At 62.9% G+C, this 17,222-nt stretch carries 13 protein-coding genes; 7 read left to right on the top strand and 6 right to left on the bottom strand.

What is annotated here, in order from left to right; genetic code table 11:
- Positions 1-117: 117 nt before the first annotated feature.
- From BST14_RS18200 to BST14_RS18185, 4 genes are all read right to left on the bottom strand, one after another.
- Positions 118-1,089 carry an SDR family NAD(P)-dependent oxidoreductase gene (locus BST14_RS18200; RefSeq protein ID WP_083065803.1) on the bottom strand — a complete coding sequence of 324 codons (972 nt, stop codon included), beginning with the start codon at positions 1,087-1,089 and terminating at the stop codon, positions 118-120.
- Between the two features lie 47 nt (positions 1,090-1,136).
- On the bottom strand, positions 1,137-2,105 hold the full coding sequence (locus tag BST14_RS18195) for a cytochrome P450 (RefSeq protein WP_158085892.1): 969 nt from the start codon (positions 2,103-2,105) through the stop codon (positions 1,137-1,139).
- A gap of 411 nt (positions 2,106-2,516) precedes the next feature.
- Positions 2,517-4,094 carry a class I adenylate-forming enzyme family protein gene (locus BST14_RS18190; RefSeq protein ID WP_158085891.1) on the bottom strand — a complete coding sequence of 526 codons (1,578 nt, stop codon included), beginning with the start codon at positions 4,092-4,094 and terminating at the stop codon, positions 2,517-2,519.
- 143 nt (positions 4,095-4,237) lie between these two features.
- Positions 4,238-5,350, bottom strand: coding sequence for an amidohydrolase family protein (locus BST14_RS18185; protein ID WP_158085890.1), 1,113 nt, complete (start codon positions 5,348-5,350; stop codon positions 4,238-4,240).
- Positions 5,351-5,564: 214 nt separating this feature from the next.
- On the opposite strand from BST14_RS18185, the gene BST14_RS18180 reads away from it, so the two are divergent.
- Together BST14_RS18180 and BST14_RS18175 are read left to right on the top strand one after the other, a co-directional pair.
- Positions 5,565-6,779 (top strand): acyl-CoA dehydrogenase family protein, encoded by a 1,215-nt coding sequence (locus BST14_RS18180; protein ID WP_211280752.1) that lies wholly within the window; start codon positions 5,565-5,567, stop codon positions 6,777-6,779.
- Entirely contained in the window at positions 6,776-7,918 is a 1,143-nt protein-coding gene (locus BST14_RS18175; protein WP_083065783.1) for an acyl-CoA dehydrogenase family protein, read from the top strand. Before BST14_RS18180 ends, BST14_RS18175 begins: the two co-directional genes overlap by 4 nt.
- Positions 7,919-8,507: 589 nt before the next feature.
- On the opposite strand, the gene BST14_RS18170 is transcribed toward BST14_RS18175, so the two are convergent.
- Positions 8,508-10,145 carry an AMP-binding protein gene (locus BST14_RS18170; RefSeq protein ID WP_158085889.1) on the bottom strand — a complete coding sequence of 546 codons (1,638 nt, stop codon included), beginning with the start codon at positions 10,143-10,145 and terminating at the stop codon, positions 8,508-8,510.
- Entirely contained in the window at positions 10,135-11,166 is a 1,032-nt protein-coding gene (locus BST14_RS18165) for an aromatic ring-hydroxylating oxygenase subunit alpha (protein WP_083065781.1), read from the bottom strand. The genes BST14_RS18170 and BST14_RS18165 overlap by 11 nt, the downstream gene beginning before the upstream one ends.
- Before the next feature lie 89 nt (positions 11,167-11,255).
- On the opposite strand from BST14_RS18165, the gene BST14_RS18160 reads away from it, so the two are divergent.
- The 5 genes from BST14_RS18160 to BST14_RS18140 all read left to right on the top strand — a co-directional run bounded on the left by BST14_RS18160 (position 11,256) and on the right by BST14_RS18140 (position 17,000).
- Positions 11,256-12,275 carry an acyl-CoA dehydrogenase family protein gene (locus BST14_RS18160; RefSeq protein ID WP_083065780.1) on the top strand — a complete coding sequence of 340 codons (1,020 nt, stop codon included), beginning with the start codon at positions 11,256-11,258 and terminating at the stop codon, positions 12,273-12,275.
- 2 nt (positions 12,276-12,277) lie between these two features.
- Complete coding sequence (locus tag BST14_RS18155; RefSeq protein ID WP_083065779.1) at positions 12,278-13,456, top strand: acyl-CoA dehydrogenase family protein; 1,179 nt, start codon at positions 12,278-12,280, stop codon at positions 13,454-13,456.
- The gene (locus BST14_RS18150) at positions 13,449-14,252 is read left to right on the top strand and encodes an enoyl-CoA hydratase/isomerase family protein (RefSeq protein ID WP_158085888.1); all 804 of its coding nucleotides are present in this window, start codon (positions 13,449-13,451) and stop codon (positions 14,250-14,252) included. Before BST14_RS18155 ends, BST14_RS18150 begins: the two co-directional genes overlap by 8 nt.
- A 96-nt stretch (positions 14,253-14,348) precedes the next feature.
- The gene (locus BST14_RS18145; RefSeq protein WP_083065777.1) at positions 14,349-15,788 is read left to right on the top strand and encodes an OB-fold domain-containing protein; all 1,440 of its coding nucleotides are present in this window, start codon (positions 14,349-14,351) and stop codon (positions 15,786-15,788) included.
- A gap of 9 nt (positions 15,789-15,797) precedes the next feature.
- Positions 15,798-17,000, top strand: coding sequence for an acetyl-CoA acetyltransferase (locus BST14_RS18140; RefSeq protein ID WP_083065776.1), 1,203 nt, complete (start codon positions 15,798-15,800; stop codon positions 16,998-17,000).
- The last annotated feature ends 222 nt before the right edge of the window (positions 17,001-17,222 follow it).

Below are 17,222 nucleotides of genomic sequence, written 5' to 3'. Positions count from 1 at the left end.
CTGCGGCGATGCCTACCCTGCTGTGTGCGCCACACTACTCAGCGACGGCCGCTCTGCAACTGAAATGAAATAATCTGTCGCACAATCGGAACGGCTAATGGGTCGTAGGTGAGTAGGTCACCCGTGGAGGAGCTGTGAGGAGATCATCCAAAGCTTCTCGGCGGTGGAAGGGTTCAGTGCCCACTCTTTTACTCCATGGGGGTGCTGGGCTAAGTCGGCGTCGTTTGGGACTGTGTAGGCCTCTTGCCCATCGTCGAGGTAGTGACCGCCAGTGTGGGCAAAGGCGGGTGCGACGGCGGCGACGATGGTGGTTGCGGCGCCCTGCTCAATGGTTTTATACGTGAACACTCCCGCGGCTTCTGCGGCGTCAAGTGAGGCTTTCTGCTCGAAAGTGAAGTTGCGTTGGAGCCCTGTGGCGACGCCTCCGGGGTTGACCGTGTTTGCGACGATGCCGTCAGATGCCCATCGCCGAGTTGCTTCGACAGCGAACAGTGAGTTTGCGGTTTTGGACTGGGCGTAGGCGATCTGCGGGTCATAGTCGCGACGGTGAAAGTGGATGTCCGCGAAGTCGATTCCGGCTCGCATATGAGCCGTTGAGCTGACCGATACGATTCTTGCTCCGTCTCGCTCGGTCGCGCCCGCCGCGAGAGCGTCGTGTAGGCCGCTTGCGAGAGCGAAGTGACCGAGGTGGTTCGTAGCGAACTGCAGCTCCCACCCCTCGCGTGTTCGTTCAAGGCCGCTGGTGACTACGCCGGCATTGTTGATCAGCAGATGAAGCGATCCCTGCCAGGCCTCGACAAATTTGTCGACGGATACTTGGTCGGCCAGGTCGAGCCGGATAACCTGTGGCCGGATCCTGCCGGTGCCGGTTTCGATCAGCTCAGCGACACCCTCCCCGGCCGCCGTGTTCCGGACAGCGAGCGTGACTTCAGCGCCAGCGGCCGCCAGAGCGCGTGCCGTTTCGACGCCGATGCCGGAGGAGGCGCCGGTCACGATCGCCCGGAGACCGGTGAGATCGACTCCCTGGAGGACGTCCGCCGCGGTACTTGCCGCCGTGAAGGGTGTGGCTATTCGCTCACGAGGTGCCATAACCACGACTTTAAACAGGAAATGACATTGGTCCCGGTCGCCGCCGCTCAGTATGCTGCTGACGCGTCCACGATGATTGGCACCGTCCGCGGTCCCCGAATCTGGCCCTGCGACCATCTCACCGGCTTCGAGACATCTAGGCTGAACGAGGGCACTCGTTGCAGGAAGGCGTTTAGGGCCAGCCGCAGTTCCAGTCGAGCCAGATTAGCGCCCAGGCAGCGATGGATTCCGACTCCAAATGCCAGATGGCGGTTGGGCGTGCGGTCCAAGACGAGTTGATCGGCGTTCTCGAAGCGGGTCTCGTCGCGGTTTGCAGAACCGAACGGCATCAGCACCATCTGTCCGGCCTGCACAGGGCAGCCGGCGAGCTGTTGGTCGGTGGTTGCCTGGCGCGCCACTGTGACTGGCGCGTAGTAGCGCAGGAATTCCTCGCAGGCCGTGAGGATCTGCTCGGGATGATCGCGCAGGGCCTGCTGGTGATCTGGGTGTTTGGCCAGATGCAGGATCGCTGCCGACAGTGTGCTCCAGGTGGTATCGATGCCCGCCAGCAGCAGGGCCATGCTGGCCAGGATAATCTCGGCGTCGTCGAGCATCCGCCCGTCCGCCTCGGCTTGCGTGAGGTAGGTGATGAGGTCTGTGCCGGGCCGTTTCTGGCGTTCGGTCAATTTGTCGTTGAAGTATTCCAGCAGCTCCATACCGGCCACGAAAGATTCATCCTCGCCGGCTAGCTCGACCATCCGATAGACCCAGTCGGTGAACTTGGCGTCGTCTTCGGCAGGCAAGCCGAGCAGGCGCGCGATCGTGAACATTGGCACCACCCGGGCGAACTCGTGGCTGGCGTCAAACGATGACTTGTCGGCGACCGCGTCAAGTGCGGCGTCGATGATGGCGCTGACCATTGGCTCAAGCTGAGCGACCTTGGGCACGGTGAATGCCGTTGTCAGCACGCCTTTGATCGGCCCATGCTCGGGCGGGTTGGTGGTAAGCGGAGGCATACCCATGTCGCCGATGCCCAATTGCGGTGGCACTGTGACGTAAGTGGACGAGTAGTTTTGCGGATCGTGTGCGACCTCGGAGATGGTGTCATATGTGCTGGCCACCCAGAAGCCACCGTGGTGCGGGCTGAACGCCACCGGACATGCTTCACGCATGTGTGTCCACAGCGGACGCAGGTCTGAATCGATGTGGTGGTCGTAATCCACCTGGGGGGCGTTGGCATTCGACTGACCGACGGTTTCGGGGCTTTGTGTCATAGGTGCGTCCTCATCATGGTGCGTCGTAATTGGTGGATGCATAACCGGGCGCCGAGAAAGTGCGATTGTAAGCGGGAAGTCGGTGGGCGATCCAGGGCCGGCATGAGTGGGGAGATCCCCGCGCGATGTTGTCTTGCGGGCACCGCGCCGGACGTCTGGTCTGTCACGAAGGGATCAACCATTACTGATCAGTGTTTCCCGTAGTCGGGCTTTGGGCACTTTGCCCAAATCGTTACGCGGCAATGGCGCCGAGGTGATCCACACTTTCTCAGGGGTGCGCGGCCGACCCAGCTTGTCGGTGACAAACGCCTGCAGTTGAGCCACAGAGACATCAGCTCCTTGCGCGAGCACCACTGCTGCGCCGATCCGTTCGCCGAGGTCGTCATCGGGTATCCCGAACACCGCGGCTTCCACGACGGCGGGGTGCTCTGCCAGGCGATGTTCGATCTCAAGAGTGGCGATGTTTTCTCCGCCACGGATGATGAGATCTTTGAGGCGGTCCCGCAAATAGAGGTAGCCCTGCTCGTCGAACATGCCCAGATCACCGGTATGCAGCCAACCGTCGCGGATGGCACAGGAGGTCGCCTGAGGGTCGGCCCAGTATCCGGGCGTCACCGTGACACCGCGGATGACGATCTCACCGCAATTGCCTGGTCCGACCTCGGCGCCCCGCGGATCGACCACCTTGATGTCAAGCAGCGGATGAGCGGTGCCTACCGAGTCCGGCCGTTCGGCTAGAGCGCGCCCGGCGTTCATCGTGACTGAGCCGTGGGCTTCAGTCATGCCGTACCCGTGCCCGATGCGCAGCCGATGGCCGAGCACGCGTTGGGCAAGCGCCAGTGTCGCCGGGCTCAGCGGCGCTCCGCCGATGGCCACCGACCTCAGCGACGAGATGTCGAATTCGGCAAATCGCTCGCAGGTCAGGACCCGGTAAATCATCGTGGGTACACCCCCCCAAGCGGTGATGCGTTCAGATTCGATGAGCGACAGCACTTCCACGGGTTCGAATCTGCCCGGCAGAAACACCACCTTGGATTTCGTGGCCAGCGCTGAACAGACCCCCGAATGCAGCCCGGAGACATGAAAAAGCGGGGATGTCGCCAAAAGAGCGTGCTCGCTTGCGGTTTGAGTCGAACCCGCTTCGGCGGAACTGCGCGGCGCCGTGGCTTTGTCCAGGACAGCACTCAGCACCATCGAGTTCACCTGGGCGACGGTGCCCAAGTGAGTGGTGATGCACCCCTTGGCCCGCCCAGTCGTTCCAGAGGTGTAGACCACGACGAACGGGTCAGATTCCTTGACATGCACCAACGGCCGCTCGGCTGCACGGTGCTCGAGCGTAGCGAAGGACGTGACCGAGTACCTGGTCGATTCTGCGGAGCCAATCACGTAGACGCGCTCCGGGGTGACGACTTCTCGTTCGGCTGGCACGAGAGGCAACAAATCCTGGTGTATCACAAGGAATTTGACACCTGAATTGGCCAGCGCGAACCCCACATCATCCGGAGTCCAGGAAGTGTTGAACGCGACTGCCACGCCACCAGCGGCCGCAGTGGCGAAGGCGCTGAGCACCCACTCGATGCAGTTGGGCGCCAAGATGGCCACGCACTCGCCCGGGCGCAGACCATCTTCGATCAAACGAGTGGCGGTGCCCCACACCATCGTGGCGAAGTCGGCAAAGCTGACCCGGCGGGCGCCCTGCACCAAAAAATCGCGATCGCCGTGACGCGCGGCGCGCGCCACCAACTCCACCACGGACTTTGCCCGGTGGACGAAGTTGCGCCGGCCCTCGGCGTCAGTGCCCAGTTCCAGCCGCGCGCCGGGCCCGGTCAGCTCGGCGAACGCCGCCTGCCAGGACGGTCCGCCGTCAGCCCGGAGGTCAGGCTTTGGTACCGAGCTCACTGCGGCACGGGCAAGCGCTGGCCCATCATTTTGGCGAAGTTAGCGGAGAAGAACTTCTGCAACACACTGTCGTCGAAGTCGTCCATCGTGCTCATCATCTTGCCGAAGGGATCGCGTGAGCCTTCAATGTGCGGATAGTCGGTTCCAAACATCCAGATGTCCGGCGTGGTAGCGCGAATCAGCGCGCCGACGTTCTCGATGGGTAGCGGCGTGAATGTCAACTGGTCCACGGCCATCTCGTAGGGGCTGCGCTCGTAGGCCAACAAGTGCGGTTCGGCGCGTCCCCACCCCTTTACGACGGACTGCAGTCGATGCAAAAAGCCCGGCACCCAGGTGCCGCCGAACTCGATCGCCGCCCCACGCAGGCGTGGGAATCTGTCGAAGACTCCGTCGAGAATCAGCGAGGATAGCCACGCCTCGGCCAGCTGATGGAAGATTGTGTAGTCCTTGGCGCGCATAACCTCACCGCCGCCGAGGAAATCCTTGGGCATCGGCCGGCCGTTGTTCATGTATGCAGGTTTGATTTGCTGGTTCTGCGCGCCGATGTGCACGATGAACGGCGTCCCGGTCTCCTCCAGATACGCCCAGAAGGGGTCGAGCGCATTGTGGCCAGGCGAGCGGTCCCCATCGGGCATGGTACGCAACCAAATTGCGCGGCAACCGAGCGAAATCGCTTCGCGGGCTTCGGTCAGTGCCCGTTCCGGATCGACCAGCGGAACCAGGCCGACGCCGAACATCCGCGGGTCATCGGCGCAGAACTCGGCCATGGCCCGGTTGTGCGCGCGCGTGCCCGCGTACTTCACGTCGACGTCCTTGTGATACAGAAATTGCGTCACAGACAACCCAGACAGGATCAGCTGCGCGCTAACCCCTAGCAGATCCAGTGCGCGGCTGCGTTCCCCGGGATTGCTCGCGCCTAGCGCCTCATATCCTTTGGCACCCATGATGTTGGACTCCAACTCGCGAGCGGCCGCCTCGGGGTGCGCCCCGTCGGCCCCGAGGGCCTTGAGCGCGTCGCCGAAATTGCCGATCAGATCGAAATTCATCGGCGGGATCTGCTCCCTGAATGCGGGATCCACATGCTTGGACAGCCAGTCCTGCGTTTCCATCAGGTGGCTGTCGGCGTCGTAGAAGAGTCGGCCTGCTAAATAGGGCATTCGTTGGCTCCTCGCTGGTGCTCCAGGCCTCCTGAGTGAGCGGTTTCAGGCCAGCCCGAGCGGTAGTAGGATAAGTGTATATATTATTAGTTCATCATAGTTCTGGCTGAGTAGGGGTGTCAAACTTCGCGGCCCTGCTGCCGGATGCAGTCAAGAGGAGGTTGGCGTGGACAGTGACGACGAACTCCGCCGGTTTCGCAGCGAGGTGGCTGAGTGGCTCGACGTGAACTGCCCGCCCGCCATGCGTAAGCCGCTGGCACCTGGTGAGGCCCTTCCCGGCGGCGGTCGGCGCGCCGGCGGCGTCAGTGCTGAGGCAGGTGCGTGGCTGGAGGCGATGGGCGGGCGCGGGTTCATAGTGCCACGCTGGCCGGTGGAGCACGGTGGGGCCGGACTGGATCACGCGCACGCAGCAGTGCTGGCCGACGAGCTCGCCCGAATCGGCGCGCGGCCACCGATGGCAGAGCTGAATACCGGGATCAAAATGCTTGCGCCGGTATTGCTTTCCCATGGGAGCAAAGACCAGCAGCGCGCCTTCCTGCCACCCATCGCCCGCGGACAGGTGCGGTGGTGCCAGGGCTACTCCGAGCCGGAGGCCGGCTCTGATCTTGCGGCGCTGCGCACCCGCGCCACGCTGGATGGGGACAGCTACGTGGTAACCGGACACAAAATCTGGAGCTCCTACGCCCATGTATCGGACTTCATTTTCTGCTTGGTCCGCACGAATACCGAGAACAAGCACGGCGGAATCAGCTTCCTGCTTATTGATCTAGATTCGCCGGGTATCACGGTGGAGCCGATCACCCTATTGTCTGGCGCTTCGGTCTTCTGCGAGGTGCATTTCGCCGAGGTCCGGGTGCCCGTCGACCACCTGGTCGGCGAACCAGGGGCAGGATGGCCGATTGCCAAAGAGTTGCTTAACCATGAGCGGGCGATGCTCGGTTCGGCTGGCGGCGGCTTATCCGGTGGCGGGGGTGGGCGTTCGGTCTCGCTGACCAGTCTCGTCGCCGAGAGGACTGCAGGGCAGGAAGGCTCAGATGGAGAGGCGTTGGCAGAGCGGTTCGGCCAGCACCTGGCCGAGTTGGCTGCGCTGAAATGCACCACGGCGCGTTACCGAGACGAAGGCCGCCGCGACGTCGCCGTGCCTTCGATCGTCAAGCTGGTCAGCACCGAGCTGAATATGAAGCGCGAAGATCTGATTTGTGAACTTCTGGGCTTTGACGCCCTTGGTTGGGACGGTGAGGGCCTGGCGCCTGAGAGCGTGGGACGCGCTCGTGCCTGGCTGCGTTCGCGAGCCAACAGTATTGAAGGCGGCACATCCGAGATCCAGTTGAACATCATCGCCCGGCGCGGGCTGGGACTGCCGCAGACGGATGCCCAATGAGTGCCGTGTCGCTGGCCCTGGACGAGGACGAGGTGGCCCTGCGCGCAGCTGCGCGCGGGTTCGTCGCCGCCCATAGCCCGGTCGCCGATGTGCGAGCGCTGCGCGACGAGCCTGATTCGGCCGGGATGCGGGCGACAGTGTGGCGTCAAATGCTCGACATGGAGTGGCCGGCGATGGCCGTCAGTACCGACCGGGGCGGCGTGGGCGCGGGCTACTACCCCCTGGGCGTTATCTTCGAGGAATTGGGCCACAACCTGGTGTTGAGCCCATTGCTCGCGGTTTGTCAGGCGCTAACCTGTCTGCAGAACGCTGGCGGCGAGCGGGGGTCGGCGTTGTTGGCGTCGGTGCTAGCCGGCCAGTCACTAGCGATCGTGGCCCATCAGGAGAGCAACCACCACGCTGTTTCGAGGGTACGTACGTGTGTCGAGCAGACATCGCAGGGCTACAGCTTGAGCGGGGAGAAGCGCTTCGCGCTCTACGGCGCGCAGGCTGATGCGTATCTGGTTTCTGCACGTCTCTCAGGTGAAGATTCGGCACCGCTTGGACTTTTCGTGGTTGACGCCGGCCAGCCCGGTGTATCGGTTAAGGCATGCCGGTTGATGGATTCCCAGCCACGGGCGCACCTACTGTTCAATGAGGTAGCACTGGACCGCGCGGCATTGCTCATTGGGCCCGACTCAGCAGCGACGGTGTTGGACGAAGCCATCGACGTGGCAACGGGTCTGCTTTCCGCTGAAATGTTGGGATCGCTGAGCGCGGCATTGCAGCTCACCGTGGATCACCTGAAGCATCGCGTCCAATTCGGGGCGGTCATCGGCAGCTTTCAAGCGTTGCAGCATCGCGCGGCACGCATGCTGGTAGCCGAGGAAATGACCACATCGACGGTGCGTGCGGCACTGCGCAGCCTCGATGAGCAACCTCGGGACGCCGCTGAAACCGTAAGTGTGGCCAAGCTTTGGGCCAATGAGGCGTTCAGTCTCATCGCGCGCGAGGGCGTGCAGATGCATGGTGGTCTCGGCATGACCGACGAGGTCGACATCGGCCTGTACCTCAAGCGCGCGCAAGTGGCGTGCTCGCAGTGGGGCGACAGTACCTTTCACCGGCGTCGCATTGCGGCACACAAGTTGTCCGGCGAGTAGCACCCGCCGTGGCCCGACGCTGCTTACAGAACAGGCAGCAAGCAATACTGAGGCGGTCGGGAATGGTTTGTGCGGCGGTAGTCGGCGTTCTGCGGCCCAACAGTTCCGTCGGCTCGTCGCATGAGCGAAATATGTTCTGCGCCAGATGGTTTGACTCGGCACTCATCGACATCGACCCCCGCGTCGGTCGGAGATCCGTCGTGCGTTCCGGCCAACCAAGGCGGGTAGGCGGTAGGCGGCATTCGGGCGATCGCGTCGGAGAGCCCAGTACGTGTAGCGCGCCACCCGCTGCCCTGCGCGCAAGCAGTCCAACGCCGTTATGGCCCGGCGCATTACCTTGCGCTGATCAGCGTACCCATTTTGATCGTTGAGATCTGGACGACCATCGCCTGGCTTCCTGACGCTCACTAAAGCGACACTGGCGCCATTCGAGTTCATCTCCCAGCGCAACCGATTCACCTTGCGCTGCCGGACGGTTATCCATCCCGATATAGTCGCCAAGATCAACCGATTGCGCCAGCATTACCACTTTGGCCGATGGAGATCGGATGTGCCTCAAGCGCTATCAAACCTAGGGTGGCAACCGGGATCAGCGCTGGATCACGTAGCCGGCGGCTTCTCGATCCCAGGTGCTCGGGGTAATTCCCTGCTCGCGCAGGAGAAACTTCTGCACTCGGCCGGTGGCGTTCCTGGGTAACCTGTCGACGAACTCGATATAGCGTGGTAGCGCGAAATAGGGTATCACCGCCACGCAGTGGTCCATCAGCTCCTCGTGGGTGAGCTGGGCGTCGCCAAGGATGACGGCAATCTTGACATCGTCCTCACCCAATTCGCTGGGCACCGGCAGCGCCGCGCACTCCTGGACAGCAGGATGGGCGGTGACGCTGCGTTCTAACTCGACGGACGAGATGTTTTCGCCGCGGCGCCGGATCGCGTCCTTTTTGCGGTCGACAAAGAACAGATACCCTTGGGCATCGAGGCGACCCAAATCTCCTGTATGGAACCACAGGTTGCGCATCTGGTTCAGGGTGTCGGCCTCGCGCCCACGATATCCCTCAAACATGACGTGCGGTCGGGTCGGCCGGCACACGATCTCGCCCACTACTCCGGTTGCAACGTCCTCGTCGTTGTCGTCGACTACCCGGACCTCGAAGTAGGGGCTGGCCTTTCCGGCCGATCCCGGCACCGCGGGTCCGGTGACAGGCATCACGGTGATTGGCTGGGCTTCGGTGAGGCCATAGATTGTGGTGAGCCGCACGCCATAGCGTTTCTCGATGGCGTGATGCACTTCGGCAGGGATGGGTGCGGCTAGCACCACCTGCAATGGCAGTCGGCTATCATCGTCGGATTCCGGCAGACTCCACAGCATCATGATCATCGGCCCGACTGCCATCATGCCGGTAGCCCCATACTTGCGCACCCGGTCCCAGCACGCCGACACCGAGAACTGCTTGTCAATGACGCTGGTGCAGCCCGTAATCAGGGCCGGTAGAACCAGTCCGAGCAGTCCGCTGCCGTGAAAGAGTGGCACCGCACCAAACAGCACATCGGGCTCTGACCAGTTACCGGCGTCGACCACGACCTGTGCACCACTGATGAGGTAGTGCTGGGACACCATCACACCTTTGGAAGGACCGGTGGTACCCGAGGTGTAGATGAGCGACGCGGGTTCGTTCCACGCCAGCGGGACAGCGCGCCCCGTGATCGCACAGCCGTCACTGCTCGACAGCACCTCAGCCGATAGCACCCGCACCCGCGAAGTCGCCGGCGCCGCGGCGTCGGCGACCTCGCCCAGCACCAAAACCGTGTGCAGCTTGGGAAGCTCGTCGAGCAATTCGAGGATGCGGTCTAACAGCCGCGCCGAGACAACGGCTACCGAGGCGGCCGCGTCGCGCAGCTGATGAGCTAGAAATTCGCCTTTGAACATGGTGTTCACCGGTACCGAAAGGGCCCCGATGCGCGGCAGCGCCAACCAGATGGTCAGCCACTGCGGGCACGAGTCGGCGAACAGCGCCACCGAATCACCAGGTTGGACACCCAAACCCAGCAATGCGCCCGCCGCGGTGTCTGCACTGCTGTGCAACTCGCCAAACGTCAGCGCGACATCGTCGATGTAATAACACACCTTGTCCGGCGTGGTCGCAGCATGCTGCGCCAGCAGTACTTCGAGGGTGTAATGATCGCGCGGCTCGTGCTGCATATACGCCACCGACGGCTCAGCGCTCATCGACCGCAGCGTCATCGGGATCTGGATAGAACTGCCGGGCCCAGCGACGCACCGCACTGTAGTTGGGCGCTTCCTCGGGCGCGAAGTTCGGCGCGTGCAACACCTTCATGTTCTCCCATGTGAAGAAGTCTTGCTCGATGATCTTCATCTGTAAATCGATCATCTTGCGTTCCACGCCCGTCGGGCCGTCGCCCCCCGGGACGCGCCTTGTGGTCATTCCGAAATAGTAGTCACTGTAAGTCTCATCGACGGGTGTCACGTTGACGAACTGCACCGCAGGCAGGAGTTCTTCGGGGAACCGTAGCCAGGTGTTGCCGATGCCGCCCATTCGCGCGTAAATAAGCGCCTTGCGTTCCCCTTCCGGGGTTAACCAGGTGCCATCTGGCTTGCGGCCGCCGTAATTGATCCCCAAGTGTTCGGTGGCATATGGCCCGTCGAATTCCAAGCTCACGATGTCCCCGACTTCTCCGCCGTGGACGTAAACCACGTGGAACAGGTCGGCGCTGTTTTCCAACGGCATCTGAGGGTGGGCTTTGATGCGGTGCACGACGCGGCAGTCCGGAAGCATCGAGTAGTAGTCCTGCCCTTCCAGTTCGTCGATGCAATCGGGCTGCCACATCGGTGCGCGTTGCAATATGTCGTGCCAGACCAGTACCGCCCCGTACCAGTCGACCAGCGGATACGTCTTCAAACGCAAAGTGGGCTTGCACTTTTGGGCGCTGTGCGGAATGTCGGTGTTGCGGCCCTGCTGACTCCAGCGCCATCCGTGCCAGGGGCACTGGACCTCCTCGCCTACCACGGTGCCCCTGACCCCGATGTTGCCCCCCAGATGCAGGCAGTAGGCGTCTTGGGCGGTGAGCACTCCATTCTCGCTGCGCCACAAAATGATGTCCTCGCCAAAGTAGCGAAGCAGCTTAATCTCGCCGGGCGCGAGCTCGTCAGACCATGCGATCTGGAACCATCCGGTCGGATAGCGGCTCGACGACAGAATCAGCGGCGAGACGTCCGACGACTTTGACATTGTCAACGGGGCCTTTCTCTAGAAAATCTGGTATGAAGCTATAATATATCAATCTATCTTGCAACTGGGACTGTGGGCCGAGGAGACACATGGAATTAGCGCTCAGCGAGGAGCAAATCGCCGTTCAGGAGGTCTTCGGCTCGCTCTTCGAAAAGTCTAAGGCCATCGAACTAGCCCGATCAGCAGATCCACCAGGGTTCGACGTCAGGCTGTGGCGAACGATGTGCGAGATGGGTGCGCCAGGCATCGCGATTGCCGAGGCGAGTGGCGGCGCCGGCGCCGGCCTTGTGGATGCGGCCTTGGTCTGCGAGCAGGTCGGCCGCCATATAGCGCCGGTGCCCTATGTCGACAGTTGGGTGGCGGCGCGATTACTAGCATCGGCCGACCTGTCGCAGCCTCTAGCCGAGGTGCTGTCGGGCTCCGTGCTGACGACACTGAGCCTGCGCGCCGCTCAGGCCGGGACGTGGAAGATGGTGCCAAGCGGCGCAGTCGCTCAGCGTGTCATCGGTATGACGGGTGACGACCTTGTCGTGGTAGGCCCGGCAGGCCCCCCGCCGGGCCTACCCAACTTGGCGGACTTGCCGGTGGCTGACTGGTCTGCAGAGGGCGCCGAGATTACGGTGATCGCAACTGGTCAGGCGGCGGCCGCCACCTACGAACGGGCGCGTGACGAGTGGCGCGTACTAACGAGCGCTCAGCTCGTGGGGATCGCGGCTGCGGCACTTCAGATCGGTGTCGCCTACGTCAAAGACCGCACCCAATTCGGCGCGCCCCTGGGCAGCTTCCAATCGATCGCCCACCATTTGGCCGACTGCCAAGCCGCCGTGGACGGGGCGCGGCTGCTGTGCCAGGAGGCCGCCTGGGCCCTTGACCAGCGGACTCCCGAAGCGGAGAGCCTGGCGGCAATGGCGTTTTACTTCTCAGCCCAGACCGCCGAGGCGGTCGCCCGGTGGAGCCTGCACTTTCACGGCGGGTACGGTTTCATGCTCGAGTACGACGTTCAGCTGTTCTACCGGCGCGCCAAGGCCCTTTCCCTGCTGGACGGTGACCGCCAAGGCGTCCTAGACGTGGTCGCCGACCGAATCTTCTCCCAAGCTAAGGTGGTGTGAGCATGGACTTTTCCTTGCCGGTCGGCGCCGAATCCTTCGCCGAGGAAGTCAGGACATTCGTCGCCGACCACGTCACCGCCGATGTGGTGGCGCGCTCGCTAGAGACCGGGACGATGCACGACTGGGGGCTGCACAGGGCGCTGGCCCAGCGCGGCTGGCTGGCACCCACCTGGCCGAAATCAGAAGGCGGACAAGATCTATCGGAGATCGAGGCGATGGTACTGCTCGACCAGTTGCACCGCGCAGGCGCTCCGTTAGACGGATGGATCACCACCATGTGCGGCGCCAGCGCGATCCGGGCCCTTGGCTCGCCGCAGCAGCGCGCCGAGGTCGTAGCCAAGGTCGTCGCCGGTGAAGCGCTGATCTCGTTGGGGTTCTCCGAGCCCGACTCCGGTTCGGATGTTGCCGCTGCGCGCACGCGTGCTGTGCGCGATGGCGACCACTGGGTCATCAACGGCCAGAAGATGTTCACCACGATGGCCCACGAGGCGACGTGGGTGTTGCTGTTAACCCGCACCGACCCGGCGACGGCCAAACACCGCGGCCTGACCATGTTTCTGGTGCCCCTTAACAGCGACGGCATCGTGGTGGAGCCGGTACACACTCTTGGCGGGGAACGCACGAACATCACCTTTTACACCGATGTGCGGATACCCGACACCGCGCGCGTGCACGAACTCAACAAAGGCTGGGAATTCTTGACGCTGGCGCTGACCACGGAGCGGGGCAGCGCATTCGGTGCCGGCTCGTCATTCATGGGCACCATGGGTCGCATGCTCGACGGAACGCTGGCCTGGGCTGCGCGCACCCACCACAATGGTCGCACCGTCCTCGAAGAGCCCACCGCGCGTCGCAGACTAGCCGCGGCCAAGATCGACCACGAAGTCGCGCGGTTGCTGAATCTGCGATCAGTCTGGCTCGCCGGCCAGGGGGCAATCTCTGACGTGGAAGCCGCAGTGGCCAAGCTCTTTTCCACTGAGGCACTGCAGCGGATGACTGCTGATCTGCTGGATCTGCTGGGCCCAGAAGGGCTCCTTAATCACCGATGCGCCGTTGCGCCGTCCGGCGGCGAGATGGAGCATGCCTTTCGCCACTCGACGGTCACCACGATCTACGGAGGATCCTCGGAGATCATGCGCAACATCATCGCTCACCGCGGATTGGGGTTGCCTCGTGGTTAGCACATCGGGCAACGAACATGCCTCCATCGATATCAAGGAGGGTGTCATCACTCTGACGTTTTGCCGCCCCGACAAACACAACGTCTTCAGCGACCTGATGCTCCAAAGCCTCCACGATGCGGTGGACACGCTGGAACAAATGGACAGCGCACGAGTACTGGTGATCCGCGCTGAGGGCAAGTACTTCACCGCCGGGGTGGATCTAGACGGAGGCCTCGCCCACGCGATGGCTGCTCCGAGCGATTACCCCGGCCAGTCGTTTCGACGGGCCCATCGCAGCCTCCACCGCATCTTCGACAAGATCGAGGAGGTCGAAAAGCCGGTAGTGCTGGCCGCCCAGGGGCCATGTCTCGGAATCGGTATGGAGCTGGCCTCATCTTGCGACTTTCGCTTTGCTGCCGACGCGGCGGTATTCGCGCTGCCAGAGGTCCGAATCGGCGTCGTCCCCGGCAGTGGCGGGACGAGTCGAGTGGCGCGGCTGATCGGACCCCACTGGACCAAGTGGCTGACGATGGCCGGCCAGCAGATCAGCGCCAAGCAAGCACTGCAAATCGGATTTCTCCATGACGTAGTTGCCGCCAAAGCATTGAACGACCGCGTCAACGCCTTCGTCGCCGACTTGATCCAGCTCCCCGGTGAAGCGGTAGGGGTGGCCAAAATCGCAGTGGACTTGTGTACCGACTCCGACCGAGTTACCGGACGCCAGCTTGAGCGGATCGCCAATACACACTTGTTCGGCAGCCCCGAATTCCTTAGCAGGACCGCACGATTCACCAAGGGCCGAAGCCAGCGCTAGTCGGGGCTGCGCAACGGCCCGGAAGCCTGGAGTCCCTATACTGTAGTATAGATTACGGACTTATCATTTAATACTAACTATGGAGCGGCGACGTCGATGAAAATTGGGGTACTCGCCTACAGCGGATACGTGCCGCATTTTCGGCTCGCGCGTAGCGAGATCGGCACGGGCTCGGGGGTTAATCCGGGAAGGGGCAGCCGAGCGGTAGCGAGTTACGACGAGAACACCACTACCTTGGCCGTCGAAGCGGCACGGTCCGCCCTATCGCGGCTTGGACGCCGTTCGGCCATCGGGCAGCTGTACTTCTGCACTTCCGCCCCCGCGTATCTGGACAAGACCAACGCGACCGCGATCCACGCCGCGCTCGGCCTAGCGCCCAGCACGCTGGCCGCCGACATGGTTGGGTCGGTGCGCAGCGGGCTGGCGGCGCTGGATGCTGGTCTCGCGCAGGGCGCCACTGGACGCACGTCAATGGTTCTGCTTTCCGACACCCGCAGCGGGCTGCCCGGCTCCATGGATGAAGCCACTGGGGGCGACGGCGCGGCGGCCCTGCTCGTCGGGCCAGAATCACACGGCGCGCCGGTATTGGCCGAGCACCTGAGTTCGCGACACATGAGTGCGGAATTTCTCGATCGATGGCGACGGCCCGATGCCACCAGTGCCCAGCTGTGGGAAGAACGTTTCGGTGAACAGCAGTACGTGCCACTGGCATTGGAAGCGCTGACCGACGCTTTACTAGCCGCGGGCGTGGACCGCGACGGCATCGACACCTTGATCGTCTGCGGCATTCATCAACGCGCTGTCAAGGCGGCCGCAGCCCAAAGCGGTGTACCTGCTGCAGTTGTCGCCGATGACCTCACCCGAAGCATCGGTAACCCGGCCACCGCGCAAGTGGGCTTGGTGTTGGCTGACGTGCTCGACCGTGCCAAGCCAGGGCAGGTGGTAGTGACACTCACCCTCGCCGACGGCGCCAGCGCCTCAGTCTGGCGCACCTGTGACGCGCTAGCCGAGCACCGAAGCAGTCCGACGGTCGCCAACCAGATCGCCTCCGGCAGCGACACATTGTCCTACTTGACATTTCTTTCGTGGAAAGACCAGCTGCGCCGGGAGCCGCCACGCCGTCCGGAGCCTGCCGTGGCCGCAGCGCCGCCAAGCGCCCGCCGCACCGACTGGAAGTTCGGGCTAGTCGCGGCGCGCTGTCTGCGCTGTCGAACACGGCATCTCCCCCCGGCACGCTGCTGCTGGCACTGCGGCGCAGTCGACCAGATGACGACCGAGCGGCTGGCTGACGTGCCTGCCACCATCGCGACCTTCAGCGTCGACCGGCTGGCCTACTCACCCAGTCCCCCGCTATGCCTGGCGGCCGTTGACTTCGACGGCGGAGGACGGTTCATGTGCGAGCTGACCGACGCTGATGCGAACGGCGTCGCAGTGGGCGATCGGGTACAGATGACCTTCCGCCGGATGACCACCACCGGCGGGGTGCACAACTACTTCTGGAAAGCGCGACCTGCGCTACACGACCCCGCCACCTAGGAGGGCACCATGGCTTCAACGGGAATAGCTGATCGCGTCGCGATCGTCGGAATGGGCTGCACACCGTTCGGTGAGGCGTGGGACAAAAGCGCCGCAGACCTACTCGTCGATAGCTCACAATCGGCGCTCGCCAGCGCCGGATTGGAGTCCTCCGATATCGACGCATACTGGCTGGGCACCATGGGCTCCGGGCACAGTGGACTGACTCTGTCACGGGCGTTGCGTACCACCGACAAACCGGTCACCCGGGTGGAAAACTATTGCGCCACCGGCTCGGAAGCCCTACGCAATGCCTGCTATGCGGTAGCGTGCGGCGCCTACGACATAGCTATGGCCATCGGTGTGGAAAAGCTTAAAGACAGTGGCTTTTCCGGGCTGACTATCAGTAATCCACCGAGCGACGGAACCGACATAGAGCTCACTGCACCCGCGGCGTTCAGTATGCTGATACCGGCCTACAGCGAAAAGTACGGGCTAACCAAAGACGAGATCAAAACGGTGCTCGCCCGCATCGCACACAAAAATCACTTCAATGGCGCCCGCAATCCACTGGCTCAGTTCCGCAAGGAGATCAGTCTCGACACGATAAGGAACGCCAGCCTGATCGCCGGACAACTCGGAGTCTTTGACTGCAGCGGTGTCAGCGACGGCAGCGCCGCCGCGATCGTCGTGCGCTCCGATGAGGCCACGCGTTACAACAACGCGCCGCTATATGTCAAGGGGCTATCGATGGTCGCCGGCTCCGGCGCCGGCTCTGCCGACCGGATGTATGACTTCACTACCTTCCCCGAAGTCGTGGCCAGCGCGCGAGACGCTTACCAGCAGGCCGGCGTCACCGATCCCCGTTCGCAATTGGCGATGGCCGAAGTCCACGACTGCTTCACGCCCACCGAACTGATCTTGATGGAGGACCTTGGATTCGCCGCCCGGGGCAGCGCGTGGAAAGAAGTGCTAGCAGGGACATTCGACCTCGACGGGCAACTACCGGTCAACCCGGATGGGGGCCTCAAGGCATTCGGCCATCCGATCGGTGCCAGCGGGCTGCGGATGCTCTTTGAGTGCTGGCTACAACTTCGCGGCGAAGCCCCAGCCGAAAGGACGATCCAGACGATCACGGCCGACCGCTCACTTGCGCTGACCCACAACTTGGGGGGCACCCCTGGAGAATGTGTCAGCTTCGTGAGCGTAGTGGGAACTAAGCCGCCGCGGTGAACCGTCTGCAGCGAAGCTGCCAGCAAAGCCGTGGGCGAGATGTTGTCAAGACTTGCGGATCGACGGGTTGAAACTCTCTCGACTGGGTGGCCTGCCGCTCGTAGCGTGTCGATGTGTGGTTCAGGTTTGGACGGCCTCTTGACCGGGTTGCGTCCGCCAAGGTGGTGTACGAGTCGGGGACCGATTTGGTGACCGGCGTGTCGTAGCCGAGTGATTGAAGGT

This window comes from Mycobacterium arosiense ATCC BAA-1401 = DSM 45069 (assembly GCF_002086125.1).
GTDB lineage: Bacteria > Actinomycetota > Actinomycetes > Mycobacteriales > Mycobacteriaceae > Mycobacterium > Mycobacterium arosiense.
Note: the sequence above shows the minus strand (reverse complement) of the source record. Positions and strands in the feature narration are given on the sequence as shown.